This window comes from Massilia norwichensis (assembly GCF_024753245.1).
In the GTDB taxonomy this organism is placed as follows: Bacteria; Pseudomonadota; Gammaproteobacteria; order Burkholderiales; family Burkholderiaceae_D; genus Telluria; species Telluria norwichensis.
Genome location: NZ_JANUGX010000022.1, coordinates 60,014 through 78,274 on the forward strand (window position 1 = coordinate 60,014; position 18,261 = coordinate 78,274).

13 protein-coding genes are annotated in these 18,261 nt (G+C 63.7%); 4 read left to right on the forward strand and 9 right to left on the reverse strand.

The window, feature by feature from the left end; genetic code table 11:
- The gene (locus NX782_RS17650; RefSeq protein ID WP_258846791.1) at positions 1 to 1,686 is read left to right on the forward strand and encodes a 6-pyruvoyl-tetrahydropterin synthase-related protein; all 1,686 of its coding nucleotides are present in this window, start codon (positions 1 to 3) and stop codon (positions 1,684 to 1,686) included.
- Between the two features lie 96 nt (positions 1,687 to 1,782).
- Here NX782_RS17650 and NX782_RS17655 read toward each other — a convergent pair whose 3' ends face one another.
- The 5 genes from NX782_RS17655 to NX782_RS17675 form a co-directional block, all read right to left on the reverse strand.
- A complete protein-coding gene (locus NX782_RS17655) occupies positions 1,783 to 3,867 on the reverse strand; it encodes a M13 family metallopeptidase (protein ID WP_258846792.1) in 2,085 nt (694 codons plus the stop codon).
- Between the two features lie 112 nt (positions 3,868 to 3,979).
- Positions 3,980 to 6,055 carry a M13 family metallopeptidase gene (locus NX782_RS17660; protein WP_258846793.1) on the reverse strand — a complete coding sequence of 692 codons (2,076 nt, stop codon included), beginning with the start codon at positions 6,053 to 6,055 and terminating at the stop codon, positions 3,980 to 3,982.
- Between the two features lie 76 nt (positions 6,056 to 6,131).
- A complete protein-coding gene (locus NX782_RS17665) occupies positions 6,132 to 8,180 on the reverse strand; it encodes a M13 family metallopeptidase (protein ID WP_258846794.1) in 2,049 nt (682 codons plus the stop codon).
- Positions 8,181 to 8,608: 428 nt separating this feature from the next.
- On the reverse strand, positions 8,609 to 9,169 hold the full coding sequence (locus tag NX782_RS17670) for a hypothetical protein (protein ID WP_258846795.1): 561 nt from the start codon (positions 9,167 to 9,169) through the stop codon (positions 8,609 to 8,611).
- Between the two features lie 252 nt (positions 9,170 to 9,421).
- Positions 9,422 to 10,486, reverse strand: a complete 1,065-nt coding sequence (locus NX782_RS17675) for a bifunctional UDP-4-keto-pentose/UDP-xylose synthase (protein WP_258846796.1) — start codon at positions 10,484 to 10,486, stop codon at positions 9,422 to 9,424.
- A 145-nt stretch (positions 10,487 to 10,631) separates the two neighbouring features.
- On the opposite strand from NX782_RS17675, the gene NX782_RS17680 reads away from it, so the two are divergent.
- The 3 genes from NX782_RS17680 to NX782_RS17690 all read left to right on the forward strand — a co-directional run bounded on the left by NX782_RS17680 (position 10,632) and on the right by NX782_RS17690 (position 14,011).
- Positions 10,632 to 12,074 carry a S41 family peptidase gene (locus tag NX782_RS17680; RefSeq protein WP_258846797.1) on the forward strand — a complete coding sequence of 481 codons (1,443 nt, stop codon included), beginning with the start codon at positions 10,632 to 10,634 and terminating at the stop codon, positions 12,072 to 12,074.
- 117 nt (positions 12,075 to 12,191) lie between these two features.
- Positions 12,192 to 13,313 (forward strand): beta-ketoacyl-ACP synthase III, encoded by a 1,122-nt coding sequence (locus NX782_RS17685; protein ID WP_258846798.1) that lies wholly within the window; start codon positions 12,192 to 12,194, stop codon positions 13,311 to 13,313.
- Between the two features lie 248 nt (positions 13,314 to 13,561).
- Complete coding sequence (locus NX782_RS17690; RefSeq protein WP_258846799.1) at positions 13,562 to 14,011, forward strand: hypothetical protein; 450 nt, start codon at positions 13,562 to 13,564, stop codon at positions 14,009 to 14,011.
- Between the two features lie 63 nt (positions 14,012 to 14,074).
- Here NX782_RS17690 and NX782_RS17695 read toward each other — a convergent pair whose 3' ends face one another.
- The 4 genes from NX782_RS17695 to pip form a co-directional block, all read right to left on the reverse strand.
- Positions 14,075 to 16,120, reverse strand: coding sequence for an NADPH-dependent 2,4-dienoyl-CoA reductase (locus NX782_RS17695; RefSeq protein WP_258846800.1), 2,046 nt, complete (start codon positions 16,118 to 16,120; stop codon positions 14,075 to 14,077).
- A 169-nt stretch (positions 16,121 to 16,289) separates the two neighbouring features.
- Complete coding sequence (locus NX782_RS17700; protein WP_258846801.1) at positions 16,290 to 16,745, reverse strand: hypothetical protein; 456 nt, start codon at positions 16,743 to 16,745, stop codon at positions 16,290 to 16,292.
- Between the two features lie 30 nt (positions 16,746 to 16,775).
- Positions 16,776 to 17,213 carry a DUF2721 domain-containing protein gene (locus NX782_RS17705; RefSeq protein WP_258846835.1) on the reverse strand — a complete coding sequence of 146 codons (438 nt, stop codon included), beginning with the start codon at positions 17,211 to 17,213 and terminating at the stop codon, positions 16,776 to 16,778.
- A 40-nt stretch (positions 17,214 to 17,253) separates the two neighbouring features.
- The gene (gene pip / locus NX782_RS17710) at positions 17,254 to 18,210 is read right to left on the reverse strand and encodes a prolyl aminopeptidase (RefSeq protein ID WP_258846836.1); all 957 of its coding nucleotides are present in this window, start codon (positions 18,208 to 18,210) and stop codon (positions 17,254 to 17,256) included.
- Positions 18,211 to 18,261 lie beyond the last annotated feature (51 nt).

Here is an 18,261-nt window from a genome sequence, read left to right on the forward strand (position 1 = left end):
ATGAACATATTTTTGGGAAAACACACACGCCTTTTCGGTTTTGGCTGCGTGTGCATTTTTACCCTGCTGTTATGGGCAATTCCTTTGCTCACTCACAGCCTTGGCCACCAAGGCGACATTGCAGTTCACCTGCGCTGGGCCGACCAGTTTTCGGACGCCATCAAGGAAGGCTGGCTTTTGCCGCGCTGGGCACATGCTTCGCGCAGCGGGTTGGGCGATCCAGCCTTCCTGTTTTATCAGCCATTGTTCTATTACGTGACGACTGGCTTTGCACTGCTGGGGCTGCAGCCGGAAAAAGCCCTGATCTGCGCTGCCGCTGTTCCCTACCTACTGCTGGGCGGCGTGGTGTACGGCGTCGTGCTGCGGCGTTACCCTTCGCACCACGCGCTCTTCAGCACGATGTTTGTCATAGCGTGCCCGTTGCTTTATTTTCTCTCTACTTCCCTGGCCGGCTTTCCCTGGTCGCTCAGTATTCCTTTCTGCCTCCTTTTCGCCATCGAAAGCACACGCGACCGCCCTCGCCCATACATACTGGCGCCGCTGCTCTGCCTGATCTGTTTGAGCCACCTGCTGAGTGGCTTGATGACGCTGATAAGTACCGCGTTAGCGCGTCTGCTGTTTGCCTTTCCTCGTCGGGACACGTTCCGCGGTCACGTTTTATGGGCAGCGGGAATTATCCTTGGACTGGCCCTAAGCGCCTTTTTCCTATATCCCGCGTTGACGCAAATGCATTTGATTACGCCCAGTGGCTGGACCGAGGGTAACGGTTTCGACTGGAGAAGACGATTCATCTTTCCCATCTTTACCTCCATCCATTGGTTCGCAATCCAGTGGCCCTTTTCCCTGCTCACAATGGGCACGGTAATACTGGCGCTGGGTCCTGGCAAGAACCAGGCACTGACACCGATGGGCACTCTAGCACGCCGTCTTGCCATCATTGGCGCCGCTGCCATGCTGTTCAGCACCGAACTGGCGTATCCGCTTTATGCAGTGCTATCACCGCTGCAAAAGATTCAGTTTCCCTACCGCTTCATCTTCCTGGCCTGCATTTTAGCTAACCTGGCCCTCGCGATTCACCTCGCTGAAAGAGGATGGTCGCGCTGGAGCCGAACGGCACGTGCAATGATTATCGTCCTGGTTGCAGCGCAGTGTGCGCAGAGCGCCTACCTGCAGTGGAGCTTGGTACGCCATGGCGAACGCCTGCCGGCCCGGTCCGAGTTCATGCGCGGCGAATTCGGACAGCCTGAATATGTTCCGGCGGTCCGTGGACCGCGATGGAAAACTTATGTCGATAACGGCAAGCTGGCAGGAGAATGCCGAGACCTGGCCATCGCATGCAAGGATGTTCGCCACCGCAGTCATGCGCTATCGGCGACTGTCGATGCGTCGCACGCTGTTGCGGTCCGTATGCCCGTGTTCGCGGTGCAGGGCTGGCGAGTAACGGTGGACGGCTTGCCGCAACCCTTGGTGGTGGATCCAGATACCGGCCTGGCACTGGTACAGGTAGCCAGCGGCCACCACCTGGTAGCGCTGCACTGGGCCGGCTTACCTGCCGAGACGACCGGGCGTGCCATCAGTCTGGCGGGGCTGATCATACTGCTGGTCTTGCTGGCGGCCCGCCAGCGTAGCGGCCGTCAGCGCGCCAGTGATGCCGCCCTCGATCATCTTGGGCCACAGGCACGATGACACGATCATCTCGAACCGGGCGTATCGCAAAAGGCAGGGGGTTCGCGTCGCACACGCGTTTCCGATGCCTGCCTGTCGCCTACGAAGATGCCCTTGTCACCAGATGATCACCCGCTCCTTCGGCGCCAGATACATCCCATCCCCCGGCTTGACCCCGAACGCCTCATAAAAACCCGGCTGGTTGCGCAGCGTGCCGTTGGCGCGGAACTGGTCCGGCGAGTGCGGATCGGTTTTGACCTGCACGATCTGCTGCGGTTCGCGCATCTTCGAACGCCATACCTGGCCGAAGCCCATGTACAGGCGCTGCTCACCGGTGAGGCCGTCGATGACCGGCGCCTTCTTCCCCTTCAACGAGATCTTGTAGGCTTTATAGGCGATTGCCAGGCCGGCGTTGTCGGCGATGTTCTCGCCCAGCGTCAGCTCGCCGTTCACACGGTAGCCCTTCAGGGGTTCGAAGGCGTTGTACTGCTTGACCAGCATCGCGGTCTTCGCCTTGAAGTTCTTGTGATCGGCCGAGGTCCACCAGTCGCGCAGGTTGCCGTCGCCGTCGTATTGCGCGCCCTGGTCGTCGAAGCCGTGGCTGATCTCGTGGCCGATCACCGCGCCGATCGCGCCATAGTTCGCGGCATCGTCGGCATTCGCGTCGAAGAACGGCGGCTGCAGGATCGCGGCCGGGAACACGATCTCGTTCAGCTCCGGGTTGTAGTAGGCATTCACCGTTTGCGGCGTCATGCCCCACTCGTCGCGGTCGATCGGCTTGCCGAGTTTGTTCAGCTCACGCTCGGCTTCGACCACTTTCGAACGCATCACGTTGCCAACCAGGTCGTCGCGCTTGACCACCAGCTTCGAATAATCCTTCCACTTGTTCGGGTAGCCGACCTTGGGCGTGAATTTGGCCAGCTTGGCCTGCGCTTCCTTTTTGGTTTTCGGGCTCATCCAGTCGAGCTTGTCGATCGACTGTTTATAGGCCACCAGCAGGTTCTTCACCAGTGCTTCCATACGCGCTTTGCGCTCGGGTGGGAAGTACTGCGCCACATAGAGCTTGCCCAAGGCCTCACCCTGCGCACGCTCGACCGCGCCGACGCCGCGTTTCCAGCGCGGCTCCATCTCCGGCGTGCCGGACAGGGTCTTGCCGTAGAAGTCGAAACGCTCGTCGGCGAAATTCTTCGACAGGTAGCCGGCATAGGCATCCAGCAGGTGCATCGAGAGATAGGTCTTCCAGGTATCCAGCGAGGTCTTGTTCGCGACCTCGACGAAGGCCTTCAGGTAACTCGGCTGGCCGACGATCAGGTGGCTGGTCTTGCCGGCCAGGCCGGCGGCCTCCAGCCAAGCTTGCCAGTCGAAGCCCGGCGCCAGCTTGTCCAGGTCGGCCAGGGCGACCTTGTTGTAGGCCTTGATCGGATCGCGCAGCTCGACCTTGGTCCACTGCAGCTTCGCGAGCTCGGTCTCGAAGCCGACGATGGAGCGGGCGTCGAACACCGCGCGCGGGTTGCCGGCCAGCGTCAGCATGCGCTCGACGTGCCGTTCGTACCTGGCCTTGGCATCGGCCAGCTTTTCATCGTCTTCCTTCAGGTAGTAGTCGCGGTCCGGCATCGCCAGGCCGCCTTGCACGATGTCGGCGATGTACTTGGTCGAGTCCTTGTTGTCCTGGTGAATATAGAAGTCGAAGGGCAGGTTCACGCCGATCTTGCCGAGGTGGGCCAGCAGCGCCGGCAGCCCGGCCTTGTCCTTCAGGGCGGCGATGCGGTCGAGCTCTCCCTGCAGCGGCGCGATGCCGAGCTGCTCGAGCCGCGCCTCGTCCATGAAGCTGGCGTAGTAGTCGCCGATGCGCCTGGCGTCGGCATCGCGGGCGCCATCGGCGGTCGCGGCTTTTTCGATCAGGCCGCGCAGTTCGGTCAGCGAATTCTCGTACAACTGGTCGAAGGAACCCCAGCTGGACTGGTCGGCCGGGATCTCCACGGTCTGCAGCCACTTGCCGTTCAGGTGCCGGTAAAAATCGTTCTGCGGACGCACCGACGGGTCGATGTACTGGGTCGCGATGCCGCTGGCGAGCAGGGGGCGCGCCGCCGCCGGTGCGGTTTTGGCGGTTCTGACGGCTTTGCTGCCTTCCGCGTGGGCGAAGCCGGCGGCCAGCACCAGGCTCAGGGCACTCAACAGGATGCGGTTTGCACGGCGTTTCATGACAGGACAGTCCCTTCGGTTGTGGTTATTGACTTATTGTAGCGTCAATAAAAAAGGCCGCGGCATGCCGCGGCCTTCACCTCACGAAAGCAAGGGAATTACCGGATACTCATCACCAGATGATCACGCGCTCATTCGGCGCCAGGTACATCTTGTCGCCCTGCTTCACCTTGTAGGCTTCGTAGAAGCCCGGCTGGTTGCGCAGCGTGCCGTTGGCACGGTACTGGCCCGGCGAGTGCGGGTCGGTTTTCACCTGCACGATCTGCTGCTGCTCGCGCATCTTCGAACGCCACACCTGGGCCCAGCCGGCGTACAGGCGCTGGTCGCCGGTCATGCCTTCGATCACAGGCGCCTTCTTGCCCTTCAGCGAGATGTGGTAGGCCTTGTAGGCGATCGCCAGACCCGAGTTGTCGGCGATGTTTTCGCCCAGGGTCAGTTCGCCGTTGACGTGGTAGCCCGGCAGCGGCGCGAAGGCGTTGTACTGGTTGACCAGTGCCGTGGTCTTGGCCTTGAAGTTCTTGTGGTCGCTTGGCGTCCACCAGTCGCGCAGGTTGCCGTTGCCGTCGTACTGGGCGCCCTGGTCGTCGAAGCCGTGGCTGATCTCGTGGCCGATCACGGCGCCGATGCCGCCGTAGTTGACCGCGTCATCCGCGTTGGCGTCGAAGAACGGCGGCTGCAGGATCGCGGCCGGGAACACGATTTCGTTCATCTCCGGGTTGTAGTACGCGTTGATGGTCTGCGGCGTCATGCCCCATTCTTCGCGGTCGATCGGCTTGCCCAGTTTATCGAGCTCGCGGTCGGCTTCGACCACGCGCGAACGCATCACGTTGCCGACCAGGTCGTCACGCGAGACCACCAGCTTGGAGTAGTCCTTCCACTTGTTCGGGTAACCGATCTTCGGGGTGAACTTGGCCAACTTGGCTTGCGCTTCCTTCTTGGTGGCCGGGCTCATCCAGTCGAGCTTGTCGATCGAATCCTTGTAGGCGGCCAGCAGGTTCTTCACCAGCGCTTCCATGCGCGCCTTTTTCTCCGGCGAGAAGTACTGGGCCACATACAGCTTGCCCAGCGATTCGCCCTGCGAACGCTCGACCGCGCCCACGCCACGCTTCCAGCGCGGTTCCTGTTCCTTCACGCCCGACAGGGTGCGGCCGTAGAAGTCGAAGCGCTCGTCGACGAAGTTCTTCGACAGGAAGCTGCCGTAGGATTCGATCAGGTGCAGCGACAGGTAAGCCTTCCAGGTGTCGATCGGGGTCCGGTTGGCCACTTCCATGAAGGCCTTCAGGTAGGTCGGCTGGCCGACGATCACATAGGTGGTCTTGCCCGACAGGCCGGCGGTGTCCAGCCAGGTCTTCCAGTCGAAGCCCGGAGCCATCGTGTTCAGGTCGGCCAGGTTGACCTTGTTGTAGGCCTTGATCGGGTCGCGCAGTTCGACCTTGGTCCACTGCACCTTGGCGATCTCGGTCTCGAAGTCGACGATGGCCTTGGCATTCGCGGCAGCGTTCTTGTCGCCGGCCATGCTCAGCATCTTCTCGACGTGCTGCTGGTACTTGGCCTTGGTCTCGGCCAGTTTCTTGTCGTCGGCCTTCAGGTAGTAATCGCGGTCCGGCATGCCCAGGCCGCCCTGGCCGATGTCGGCGACGTACTTGGTCGAATCCTTGTTGTCCTGGTGGATGCCGAAGTCGAAGGGAACACCCACGCCGATCTTGCCCAGGCGCGCCAGCATGGCCGGCAGCTCGGACTTGTCCTTCAGTGCGGCGATCTTGTCGAGCTCACCCTTCAGCGGGGTCGCGCCCAGCTGCTCCAGGCGCGCTTCGTCCATGAAGCTGGCGTAGAAGTCGCCGATGCGCTGTTCGTCGGTGCCCTTGGCGCCGCCCTTCTGGGCGACATTCTCGATGATGCCGCGCAGCTGCGGCAGGGTGTTCTCGCGCAGTTCCATGAACGAGCCCCAGCTCGATTTATCCGACGGGATCTCGACGGTCTTGAGCCACTTGCCGTTCAGGTATTCGAAGAAATCGTCCTGCGGGCGCACGGACGATTCGATGTATTGGGTGGCGATGCCGGCGCTCAGGGTCTGGCCCTTGGTGGCGGTGGCTTTTGCTGCGGCAGCGGCGCCGCCGGTGCCTTCTGCGTGGCTGACGCTGGCGATCAGGGCCAGGGTCAGGGCGCTCAACAGATACTGCTTCTTCATTCTTGCATCTCCCTCGGATTGTTATGGGTGGATGGGGCCGGCGGGATCGCCGCCAGCCCTGTTCTGGTGCTTGGTATTACCAGATCGTGACGCGCTCTTCAGGCTTCAGGTACATCTTGTCGCCTTCCTTGACGCCGAAGGCTTCGTAGAAGGCGGCCTGGTTGCGCAGGGTGCCGTTGGCGCGGAACTGGCCCGGCGAGTGCGGATCGGTCTTGACCTGGTTCATCGCCGCCTCGTCGCGCATCTTCGAGCGCCACACCTGGCCGAAGCCCATGAAGAAGCGCTGGTCGCCGGTGAGATTGTCGATCACCGGCGCCTGCTTGCCGTGCAGCGAGATCTTGTAGGCTTTGTAGGCGATCGCCAGGCCCGAGTTGTCGCCGATGTTCTCGCCCAGGGTCAGGGCGCCGTTGACGTGGTAGCCCGGCACCGGCTCGAAGGCGTCGTACTGCTTGACCAGCATGTCGGTCTTGGCCTTGAAGCGGGCCTGGTCTTCGGCGGTCCACCAGTTGCGCAGGTTGCCGTCGCCGTCCGACTGCGAACCCTTGTCGTCGAAGCCGTGGCCGATCTCGTGGCCGATCACGGCGCCGATCGCCCCGTAGTTCACGGCGTCGTCGGCTGCCATGTTGAAGAACGGCGGCTGCAGGATCGCGGCCGGGAACACGATTTCGTTCAGGCGCGAGTTGTAGTACGCGTTGATGGTCTGCGGGGTCATGCCCCACTCTTCGCGGTCGATCGGCTTGCCCAGCTTGTTGATGTTGCGGTTGTAGGCGAAGGTCGCGGTGCGCATCACGTTGCCGACCAGGTCATCCTTCTTGATCGCCAGCTTCGAGTAGTCGCGCCACTTGTTCGGGTAGCCGATCTTCGGGTTGAACTTGGCCAGCTTGGCTTGCGCTTCCTTCTTGGTTTCCGGGCCCATCCAGTCGAGGTTGTCGATCGATTCCTTGTAGGCGGCCAGCACGTTCTTCACCAGCTCTTCCATGCGGGCCTTGCGCTCCGGCGGGAAGTACTGGGCGGTGTATTCGCGGCCCAGGGCTTCGCCCAGCGCGCCTTCGACGGTGGCGACGCCACGCTTCCAGCGCGGTTCCATTTCCTTCACGCCCGACAGGGTCTTGCCGTAGAAATCGAAGCGCTCGTTGACGAAGGCATTCGACAGGTAAGGCGCGTATTCGCGCAGCACCTGCCACTGGAAGTAGGCCTTGACGGTGTCGAGGTCGGTCTTGGCCAGCACGGTGTTGAAACCGGTGATGTAGCTCGGCTGGCCGACGATCACGTAATCGGCCTTGTTGCCGATGCCGGCCGCGCCCAGCGCTGCCTTCCAGTCGTAGTCCGGCGCCAGCTTGGACAGCTCGTCCACGCTCATCTTGTTGTAGCTCTTGTTCGGATCGCGCAGGTCGACGCGGTTCCACTGCACCTGTGCCAGCTCGGTCTCGAAGGCCACGATGGCCTTGGCCTTGGCGGCCGCATCCTTGTCGCCGGCCAGCGTCAGCATGTTGGCGACGTGCGTCTCGTACTTGGCCTTGATGCCGGCCATGCGCTTGTCGTCCATCTTCAGATAATAGTCGCGGTCCGGCAGACCCAGGCCGCCCTGGCGGATGTAGGTCGCGTACTTGGTCGACTCTTTCGCATCCTGGGCGACGCCGATGCCGTAGGGGGTGGCGACGCCGATCTGCGACAGGTGGGCGACCAGGGCCGGCACGCCCTTCTTGTCCTTCAGTGCGCGGATGCGCTGCAGTTCGCCGGCCAGCGGGCGGGTGCCGAGCGCGTCGAGCTTTTTCTCGTCCATGAAGCTGGCGTACAGGTCGCCGATCTTCTGCTCGTCGCTGCCGACTTTCTTGCCCGGCTTCTTCTGCACCGTTTCGATGATGCCGCGGACCTGGCCCAGGGTGCTGTCGCGCAGTTGAATGAAAGTGCCCCAGCTGGTGCGGTCCGACGGGATCTCCGTCGTCTGCAGCCACTTGCCGTTCAGGTGGCCGAAGAAATCGTCCTGGACGCGCACGCCCGGGTCGATGTACTGCGTCTCGATGCCGGAGGTGGTGCCGGCAGCAGCGGTATGGGCGGTGTCGGCGGCGCTGGCGAATGCGGCCATCAGCGACAAGGTCAGGGTGCTCAGAAGGTAACGTTTCACGCGGTAGTCCTTGGTTGCAGGGAAAAGAACGGCTTGTGGCCATCGGCAAATGTATCACAGCCCGGCCCGCCGAAACCGGGCTGCTGTCTTGCATTCACTACAGTTTCATTTCGTAGCGGAGGCCAAATACCATCTTGGCGATGGTCGAGAGGCAGTGTGGCTCGGTGTTGGATGCGGCCGGCGTGGCGGCGGAAGTGGAATGCGGCTCGGCGCTGGTGGCCGCCTGGTCGGCCCAGGCATCAGTTTGCTCATGCTTGTCGTTATCGGTTACCCGGACTGTTGCCGTCCGGTTCGATCAAATTCTAGCCGCTAAGCCTCAGCAAAAAGCCGGTCCAGGGCCTGCTGTTACTTTACGATACATGACAAGGAAGCAAATCCGTCGAAAGACCAGGGAAATGTCGCGCGGCTGGGGGGCTTGTCCGTGTTACTCAGCCGCCGATACTGATGCCACCGGGGCCGCCCATGCCGCCACGGCCGTGATTACCCATGCCGCGGCCGCCCCGCTCTCCCCCTTTTTCGCCGCCGCGTCCGCCGCGCTCGCCGCCGGGACGCGCCTCCGGCACCACCCGCAGCAGCTGCTCGCCCAACAAGGTCGCGACCTGGCGCCGCTGGGCGTCGTCGAGCGCATCGTTCAGGCTCAGCCACCATTCACGCAGTTGTTTGTCTTCCTGGGCGCTGGCGGCGCTTTCGGCATCGACCAGCGCGTTCAGCTCGCGCAGTTCGAGGTCCGGGTTGGCCAGCAGGCTTTTCGCTTTTTCCTGCAGCGCTATGCGACGTTGCTGGCGCTCGCGCAGCACGGCGCGCGAACGGCTGTCGACCTGCTGCCACAAGGTCTGCTGGTTGGCGTTCAGGTGCAGGGACTGTTTGAATTCGGCCGTCATCGGCAGCAAGTCTTCGGCGCGCATCTCCATCAAGGGGACGGCAAGACTGGCACCTGTCGCGCCGAGGGCAAGGCTGAGCAGGCAGGCGCGGAGCAAGCGGGTAAGCATGGGCATCGTCGACATAAAAAAGCCCACGGGGGCGCCGTGGGCAAAGACCACTTCAAGAAGTGGAGAGAGAGAAAAACTGATAACAACTATAGAGCCCGGTCTTTTCTCTCGTGTCGATTCTTACAATTACTTACCGGGTACCTGCCGCGGCCTACAAGGATTTACAAGTTCGCTGAACTTGTAAGGACGAAGATGTAAAAAACGCCGTTCCCGCGCTGGGCAGGAACGGCGTTTTTCGTGGGGCCGGAACAATCAGCCGCGCTGCTGCTGGCGGCGCTCCGGGATCAGGTCTTTCGCATCGACCAGCTTGTCCTTGTAGGAATCGAAGATCTTGGCCAGCGCGTCGCGCATGTTGACCTGTGGCGCCCAGCCCAGTTCGGCGATCGTGTTCTCGATCTTCGGCACGCGGTTCTGCACGTCCTGGTAGCCGGTGCCGTAGTAGGCGCCCGAGCTGGTGTCGACCAGTTTCACTTCCTTGGCGGTGTCGCGGTATTCCGGGTACTCGGCGGCCAGTTCCAGCATCATGTGGGCCAGTTCGCGGATCGAGTAATTGTTCGACGGGTTGCCGATGTTGTAGATCTTGCCGCTTGCCGCGCCGTCCTTGTTCTCGATAATCTTCATCAGCGCTTCGATGCCGTCGTCGACATACGTAAACGAACGCTTCTGCGCGCCGCCGTCGACCAGCTGGATCGGCTCGCCGCGCACGATGTGGCCCAGGAACTGGGTCAGCACGCGCGAGGAACCCTCTTTCGGGGTGTGGATCGAATCCAGGCCGGCGCCGACCCAGTTGAACGGGCGGAACAGGGTGAAGTTCAGGCCTTCCATGCCGTAGCCCCAGATCACACGGTCCATCAGCTGCTTCGAGCAGGCGTAGATCCAGCGCGGCTTGTTGATCGGGCCATAGACCAGTTCCGAGTTCTCCGGATCGAATTCCTCGTCGTGGCACATGCCGTACACTTCCGAGGTCGACGGGAACACCAGGTGCTTCTTGTACCTGGCCGCCGCGCGCACGATCGGCAGGTTGGCTTCGAAGTCCAGTTCGAACACGCGCAGCGGCTGCTGCACATAGGTCGAGGGCGTGGCAATCGCCACCAGCGGCAGGATCACGTCGCATTTCTTGACGTGGTACTCGACCCACTCCTTGTTGATCGTGATGTCGCCTTCGAAGAAGTGCATCCGCGGATGGTCGAGCAGCTCGGTGATGCGCTCGCAATTCATGTCCATGCCGTAGACTTCCCAGTCGGTCGTCTCGAGGATGCGCTTGGACAGGTGGTGGCCGATGAAGCCGTTGACGCCGAGAATGAGAACTTTCTTCATTTTAAGTAAGCAACACATGCACGTGGGCTGGCCATTATATCACTGTGCATACGCGCTCAAATCGGGCCTGAGCGCGCTCTGCAGGCGCGCGACGGTTATACTTTGCTGCGCTCAGGCATAACGTTAGCGAAGGACCGACCAGCACATGGGCTCGAAACTCCGGCATTCCGCCCTCCTCACCCTAGGCGCCATCCTCGGCGTCGCGGTCACGATGCAGTTTTCCGCCCTGGCCCACAAGCCGGTCGAGGACGGCATGCCCCTGGACAGCCTGCGCCAGCTGGCCGGCGTCTATGGCCTGATCAAGTCCACCTATGTCGAACCGGTCGACGACAGCAAGCTGATGACCCATGCCATCTCCGGCATGGTCGACGCGCTCGACCCGCATTCGGCCTACCTCGACCAGAAAGCCTACCGCGAGCTGCGCGAGGGCACCGAAGGCCGCTTCGTCGGCCTCGGCATCGAGATCGGCCAGAGCGACGAAGGCTACGTCAAGATCGTCGCCCCGATCGAGGATTCGCCGGCCGCGCGCGCCGGCATCCAGCCCGGCGACCTGATCGTCCGTATCGACGGCGCCAAGGTCCAGGACATGGAACTCGAGGAGGCGATCAAACGCATGCGCGGCGAGCCGCGCACGAAAGTCGTGCTGAGCATCCTGCGCGCAGGCAGCCCCGCGCCGCTGGAGATCACGGTGGTGCGTGACGAAATCGTGCAAAAAAGCGTCAAGGGCAAGATCATCCAGTCCAATGGCGCAGCCTATGCCTGGGTGCGCATCGCGCAGTTCCAGGAGCCGACGCTGAACGACCTGGCGGCAAAACTGGCCAGCCTGGCGCGCGAGCAAGTGGACTTGAAGGGCCTGGTGCTCGACCTGCGCAACGACCCCGGCGGCCTGCTGCAGGGTGCGATCGGCGTCGCCGCCGCCTTCCTGCCCGAGGGTGCCGAGATCGTCTCGACCAATGGCCAGCTGGAAGAATCGAAGGCGCGCTTCTACGGCCGCCCCGAATACTACATGCTGGGCCGCGGCGAGGACCCGTTGAAACAGGTGCCGGCCCTGTTCAAGACCATCCCGATGGTGGTGCTGGTGAATACCGGCTCGGCCTCGGCTTCCGAAATCGTGGCCGGCGCGCTGCAGGACCACAGGCGCGCGGCGATCGTCGGCAGCCCGACCTTCGGCAAGGGCTCGGTGCAGACGATCCGCCCGATGACCGGCGACACCGCCGTGAAACTGACCACCGCGCGCTACTACACGCCGAGCGGGCGCTCGATCCAGGCGCGCGGCGTGCTGCCCGACTTCCCGGTCGACGAAAACGCCGACGGCGATGGCCTGAATGCGCTGCGCATGCGCGAAGCGGACCTCAACAGCCATCTGTCGAACGACCACGGCCATGAAGAAGCCACGCGCCGGGAAGACATCAGGGCGCAGATGCGCATCCTGGCCGCCGAACGCCACCGCAAACCCGTCGAATTCGGCAGTTCCACCGACTTCCAGCTGGCCCAGGCGCTGCGTCACCTGCAGGGGCTGCCGCTGCAGTTGTCGAAGCGTGCGGACACGGTGGAAAAAGCCGGAACGCTGGCCCAGCAGGCGCATTGAGCGCTGCCTGACGCACTTTTGATGCAACACCCAGGGCGTTCCCACGGTCTGCACGATTGTGTAGAATCGGCAGATTCGCGGGGAGTTTCCTCCCGTTATCACCTTAGAAAGCCAATCATGAAACCTGTCGTCATCAGCGGCACCGGCCTGTTTACGCCACCGAACTCGATCTCCAACGACGAGCTGGTGACGGCCTTCAACGCTTACGTCGAGTTGTTCAACGCCGAGAACGCGGACAAGATCGCCGCCGGCGAAGTCACCGCCCTCGAACCCTCCAGCAGCGCCTTCATCGAGAAAGCCTCGGGCATCAAGTCGCGCTACGTGATGGAGAAGAGCGGCATCCTCGATCCGAAACACATGACCTCGCGCATCAAGGAACGCGCCGACGAGGAACTGTCGCTGCAGGCCGAGATCTGCGTCGCCGCCGCGCGCGAAGCGCTGGCCCGCGCCAAGCGCACCCCGGCCGACATCGACATGGTGCTGGTTGCCGCCAGCAACATGCAGCGCGCCTACCCGGCCATGGCGGTCGAGGTGCAGGATGCGCTCGGCATCGAAGGCTTCGGCTTCGACATGAACGTGGCCTGCTCGTCGGCCACCTTCGCGATCCAGACCGCGGCCGGCGCCGTGCAGACCGGCCAGGCGCGCGCCGTGCTGGTGCTGAACCCGGAAATCACCAGCGCCCACCTGAACTTCCGCGACCGCGACAGCCATTTCATCTTCGGCGACGCCTGCACCGCGATGATCATCGAAGCGGCCGACACCGCCATCGGCGAGCACCAGTTCGAGATCCTCGATTCGAAACTGAAGACCAAGTTCTCGAACAATATCCGCAACAACTTCGGCTTCATGAACCGCTTCGACGAAGCCGGCATCGGCCTGCCGGATAAGCTGTTCCGCCAGCAGGGCCGCAAGGTGTTCAAGGAAGTCTGCCCGATGGCGGCCGAGATGATCCGCGAGACCGTCGAAGCGTCCGGCCTGAAGGTCGAGGACATCTCGCGTTTCTGGCTGCACCAGGCCAACCTGAACATGAACCAGCTGATCGTGCGCATGCTGATGGGCCGCGACGCCACGCCGGAAGAAGCGCCGGTGATTCTCGACACCTACGCCAACACCTCGTCGGCCGGCTCGATCATCGCCTTCCACAAGTACCAGGACGACATGCCGAGCGGCAGCAAGGGCGTGATCTGCTCCTTCGGCGCCGGTTACTCGATCGGTTGCGTGGTGGTGCGCAAGAAGTAAATAGAAGGTCGCCCGCAGATAACGACGTCGCCTGCCGTTATCTGCGTCGCCCCCGCGCAGGCGGGGGCCCAAGTTCCCTCATCGCAGCAACAAGCTCAACAGTAACCAATACTCTTCATTCCAGCGAGAATATTGGTAGTTCAAATCCTACAAAGGTGCGCTCCCGATTCCTCTGGAATACGGCCTTCCCTGCGCGCATGATCGTCCTGTCCGCGCTTCAACAAGCGCAGCATCTGAGGAGGATCAAAATGACCAAGCAAAAAGGACCGGACAGCGTCCGCGCACGTGGCATTGCCAAGGAAAAAATCGTTCCTGTTGCCAATGGCAGCCTGCAGCCGCGCGCGCCGGGCTGGGTGGCACCGGGCGGCGCCAACGTGCAGTCGGCAAATATCGAACAGCAGGGTGCGGCCCTGCGCGCCCGCGGCTCGCTGCAGGGCAACGGCATCGGCGACCAGAACGTCGGCACCCAGCGTGGCGGCAGCAATGCCCAGCAAGCCGGCTGGAGCGCCCGCCAGAGCGCCCAGCGCATGCAGGCGCGCGGCGAGGAAGACCGCCTGAACGCCTCGCGCCAGTCGGGCTACGGCGGCATGGAACAGAAGCAGGTCAGCGGATCGGGACCGATGCAGAGCGATCAGAAACCGTCCGACTATACGAGCAAGAAGAGTAAAAAAGGCAGCAGCGGGGCCGGCCAGGACTGAGGCCTGAACGATTGGTGATAGCGGCCGGGCAGCAGTGCGCCCGGCCCTTTTTATGGGCGGCGCTTACAGCCGCGCCGCCAGCTCGGCGCCTTCGCGGATCGCCCGCTTCGCGTCCAGCTCGGCCGCCAGCGCCGCGCCGCCGATCTTGTGGAAGCGCGGCCCAGCCTTCGGCGCATCCGAAGGCATCAGCTCGGCCAGGCTTTCCTGCCCGGCGCAGATGACGACGTTGTCGACGTCCAACAGCTTTTTTTCGCCGCCGACGACGATGTGCAGGCCGGCGTCGTCGATGCGCTCGTACTGCACGCCCGCCATCATCACCACGCCATGGCGCGCCAGCGTGGCGCGGTGCACCCAGCCCGAGGTCTTGCCCAGTCCCGCCCCCGGACGGGTGGTCTTGCGCTGCAGCAGCCAGATGCTGCGCAGCGGGGTCGGCTTGTGCGCCGCGGTCAAGCCGCCGGCCTCGCGCACGGCCAGGTCGACGCCCCACTCGCCCATCCATTTATCGACCGGCACCGGCAGGCTTTCCAGCGGATCGTGCAGCAGGTATTCGGCGGTATCGAAGCCGATGCCGCCGGCGCCGATGATCGCCACCCGCTTGCCGACCTGCGCGCCGCCGCGCAGCACGTCCAGATAGGACAGTACCTTCGGATGATCGATACCCTCGATGCGCGGCATGCGCACCGAGACGCCGGTGGCCACGATCACGTCGTCGTAGCCGGCCGCGATCAATTCATCGCGGCCGACGCGCTGGCCGAGGCGCAGCTGCACGCCCGTCAGTTCCAGCTTGCGCGCAAAGTAGCGGATCGTCTCCGTGAATTCTTCCTTGCCGGGGATGCGCATGGCGACCCGGAACTGGCCGCCGATGCTGTCCGCGGCATCGAACAGCGTCACCTCGTGACCGCATTCGGCGGCGACAGTGGCCGCCGACAGCCCGGCCGGTCCGGCACCGACCACGGCGACGCGGCGCTTGCGCTGGGCGGGCCGGTACACCAGCTCCGTCTCGTGGCAGGCGCGCGGATTCACCAGGCAGGTCGCACGCTTGTTCGAGAAGGTGTGGTCGAGGCAGGCCTGGTTGCAGGCGATGCAGGTATTGATCTCGTCGCTGCGGTTGGCGGCCGCCTTGGCGACCCAGTCGGGGTCGGCCAGGAAGGGCCGCGCCATCGATACCAGGTCGGCGTCGGCACGCGCCAGCAGGCCCTCGGCGTCGAAGGGCATGTTGATGCGGTTCGATGCCACCACCGGAATCGTCACCTCCTTGCGCAGCCGGCCCGCCACTTCGGCGAACGCCGCGCGCGGCACCGAGGTGACGATGGTGGGAATCCGCGCTTCGTGCCAGCCGTAGCCGGTATTCAGGATGGTCGCGCCGGCGCTTTCCAGCGCCTTCGCCACGGTCACGATCTCATCCCAGGTGTTGCCGCCCTCGACCAGGTCCAGCACCGAGTGGCGGTACATGATGATGAAGTCGCGGCCGACGGCAGCGCGGATGCGGCGCACCACCTCGACCGGCAGGCGCATGCGGTTTTCGATGGGGCCGCCCCAGCGGTCGGTACGGCGGTTGGTGCGCGCGCACAGGAACTGGTTCAGCAGGTAACCCTCGCTGCCCATCACCTCGACGCCGTCGTAGCCGGCCTGTTTGGCCAGCTTCGCGCAGCGCACGTAAGCGCGGATCGTGGCTTCGATCCCGCTTTCGCTCAGCGCGCGCGGGCGGAACGGCGAAATCGGCGACTTCTGGTTCGAGCTCGAGACCACCAGCGGCTGGTAGCCGTAGCGCCCCGCGTGCAGGATCTGCAGCAGGATCTTGCCGCCCTCCTCGTGCACCGCGCGCGTGACCCGGCGGTGATTCAGCACGTCGCCCATGAAGTTCAGGGTGCCGCCGAAGGGCAGCAGCCAGCCCTGGCGGTTCGGCGAGATGCCGCCGGTGACGATCAGGCCGACGCCGCCGCGCGCCCGCTCGCGGTAGAAGGCCGCCAGCTTGCCGTAGTTGTAGAAGCGGTCTTCGAGCCCGGTGTGCATCGAGCCCATGATCACGCGGTTCTTCAGCGTGGTGAAACCGAGGTCGAGCGGGGACAGCAGGTGCGGGTAGGCGGTGGTGGGAATCGGTGCGTTCATTTGGGCCGGTCGATTGAGTAGACCGTCGTCCCCGCGAAAGCGGGGACCCAAGTTCTGCGTGAGCAGTCGAAACGCTTGCAAGCTTGGATTCCCGCCTTCGCGGGAACGACGGCGGATGCCCGGCATTAAACCGGGTTTTCCTAGACCCGTGTATCTAAAATAACAAGCGTCAGACCGGGTAGCTTTCCGGCGAACGCAGCTCCGCAAACTGCTCGATACTGCCGATCCGCACCGTGACCGGATTCAGGCTGGCCTGCGGCGACATCGAGCGCCAGGCGAATTTCCATTCCTTCTCGCGGGCCTCGGCCGCGCTCTTGCTGAAGGCCAGGCCCAGGCGCGAACGCACGCCGTATTCGACCGGACCGTCGATGCCGGCCCAGTTGGGCAGCGTGCGCTGCACCGCGCGGTGCAGGCGCTCGCCGAATTCCTCGGTGTTGTGGATGACCAGGCAGGCGTCGGCCGGGCCCAGCGCGGTGAACAGCTGCTTGTCCCAGGCCTGCGAGAACGACAGGGTCAGGAAGCCGTTCGCCGGCAGCAGGCGGAACTGGCCGGCGCTGAGCGCCTGTTCCAGCTCGGTGCGCATGCCATAGCGATGCAGGGTGGGAGGACGTTGGTAGTCGTGCATGGACTGGTCTTTCTATTGAATCTAGCGAATCTAGCGGGCGGCGTCATGCAGGTGCATGCGCATGTAGCGGAACGAGACGAACACCTCGCGCAGCAGGAAAATGAAACTGGCAATCAGGGCGATCATCGCCAGCACGAACATGCCGGCGATGTAGCGGTCGAGCGGCAGGTTGGTCGTATCGTCGAGGAACAGGAAGGCGATGATCACGCAGATCAGCAGGCCGCAGCCGGTGCTCGCGCTCAGTGCGTAATTGATCAGCTGCCAGCGCGTGTACAGCACATCCAGCTCCTCATGCGCCTCGGCGTCCGGCCCCTTGCGCAGTTCCGCCTTGAGTACGCGGGTACGGTCGATGATGCGCGCCAGGCGGTTCATCAACACGGTCAGCTTGGTGGCCACGCCGGTGAGCAGGAATACCGGGGCGATCGCGAGCTGGATGACGTGGCCGATGTCGTTGGTCTGGATGTTCATGGTGCCAGTGTAGCAGGCTGCCATGCCAATACGGCGGCCGTCATTCGAAGCGGCCGAAACGCTTGAACTGCTCGGTCGCGGCGACCAGTGCGCGCGCGATGCCGTGCTCCAGCGCGCCATGGCCGGCGTCCGGGATCATGCGCAGGCGCGAGCCGGGCCAGGCCTGGTGCAGGCGGTAAGCCGACAGCGGCGGGCAGATGACGTCGTAGCGGCCCTGCACGATCACGGCCGGCAGGTGGGCGATGCGGTCCACGTCGCGGATCAACTGGTCGTTGTCGAGGAAGCCGCCGTTGGCCATGTAGTGCGACTCGAGACGGCCGACGCCCAGGTCGAGGGTGTCGGACGAGGCCTCGTCCTCCTGCGGCAGCAGGAACACGCGGCGGCCCTCGAAACGGCTCCAGGCGCGCGCGGCCGGCCAGTACTGCTGCGGATCGTCGCACAGCAGGCGGCGCGTGTAGGCCTTTAAAAGGTCGCCGCGTTCTTCGGGCGGGATCGGCGCGATGAAGTCGTCGTACAGCTCGGGATAGAACCACTGCACGCCGTACAGGAAGAATTCGATCTCGGCCGGGGTGCACAGGAAGATCCCGCGCAGCACGAAGCCGAGGCAGTGCTGCGGATGCGCCTGCCCGTAGGCCAGCGCCAGGGTCGAGCCCCAGGAGCCGCCGAACACCAGCCAGCGCTCGATGCCGAACATGGCGCGCAGGCGCTCGATGTCCTCGATCAGCAGCTGGGTCGTGTTGTTGCGCCATTCGCCGAGCGGGATCGACTTGCCGGCGCCGCGCTGGTCGAACAGGATCACGCGGTAGACCGCCGGGTCGAAGAAGCGGCGGTGCTGCGGCGACAGCCCGGCGCCCGGGCCACCGTGCAGGAAGATCACCGGGATGCCGTTCGGGTTGCCCACTTCTTCCCAATAGATCGTGTGCAGTTCGTCGACGGCCAGCATACCGTGGCGGTTGGGCAGGATGGGCGGGAACAGCGACGGCGGAATGGCGGGCATGGGCATGGTTTTCATGAGGCGACAGTCGATTGTAGCGTACCGCCCGGCCGC

Excerpts from the sequence above, each read along its gene's own strand:
- NX782_RS17685 (WP_258846798.1), top strand. The coding sequence starts at position 12,192 with ATGAAACCTGTCGTCATCAGCGGCACCGGCCTGTTTACGCCACCGAAC.
- NX782_RS17705 (WP_258846835.1), bottom strand. The coding sequence starts at position 17,213 with ATGAACATCCAGACCAACGACATCGGCCACGTCATCCAGCTCGCGATC.
- NX782_RS17695 (WP_258846800.1), bottom strand. The coding sequence starts at position 16,120 with ATGAACGCACCGATTCCCACCACCGCCTACCCGCACCTGCTGTCCCCG.
- NX782_RS17680 (WP_258846797.1), top strand. The coding sequence starts at position 10,632 with ATGGGCTCGAAACTCCGGCATTCCGCCCTCCTCACCCTAGGCGCCATC.
- NX782_RS17670 (WP_258846795.1), bottom strand. The coding sequence starts at position 9,169 with ATGCTTACCCGCTTGCTCCGCGCCTGCCTGCTCAGCCTTGCCCTCGGC.
- NX782_RS17700 (WP_258846801.1), bottom strand. The coding sequence starts at position 16,745 with ATGCACGACTACCAACGTCCTCCCACCCTGCATCGCTATGGCATGCGC.
- pip (WP_258846836.1), bottom strand. The coding sequence starts at position 18,210 with ATGCCCGCCATTCCGCCGTCGCTGTTCCCGCCCATCCTGCCCAACCGC.
- NX782_RS17690 (WP_258846799.1), top strand. The coding sequence starts at position 13,562 with ATGACCAAGCAAAAAGGACCGGACAGCGTCCGCGCACGTGGCATTGCC.
- NX782_RS17655 (WP_258846792.1), bottom strand. The coding sequence starts at position 3,867 with ATGAAACGCCGTGCAAACCGCATCCTGTTGAGTGCCCTGAGCCTGGTG.
- NX782_RS17675 (WP_258846796.1), bottom strand. The coding sequence starts at position 10,486 with ATGAAGAAAGTTCTCATTCTCGGCGTCAACGGCTTCATCGGCCACCAC.
- NX782_RS17650 (WP_258846791.1), top strand. The coding sequence starts at position 1 with ATGAACATATTTTTGGGAAAACACACACGCCTTTTCGGTTTTGGCTGC.
- NX782_RS17660 (WP_258846793.1), bottom strand. The coding sequence starts at position 6,055 with ATGAAGAAGCAGTATCTGTTGAGCGCCCTGACCCTGGCCCTGATCGCC.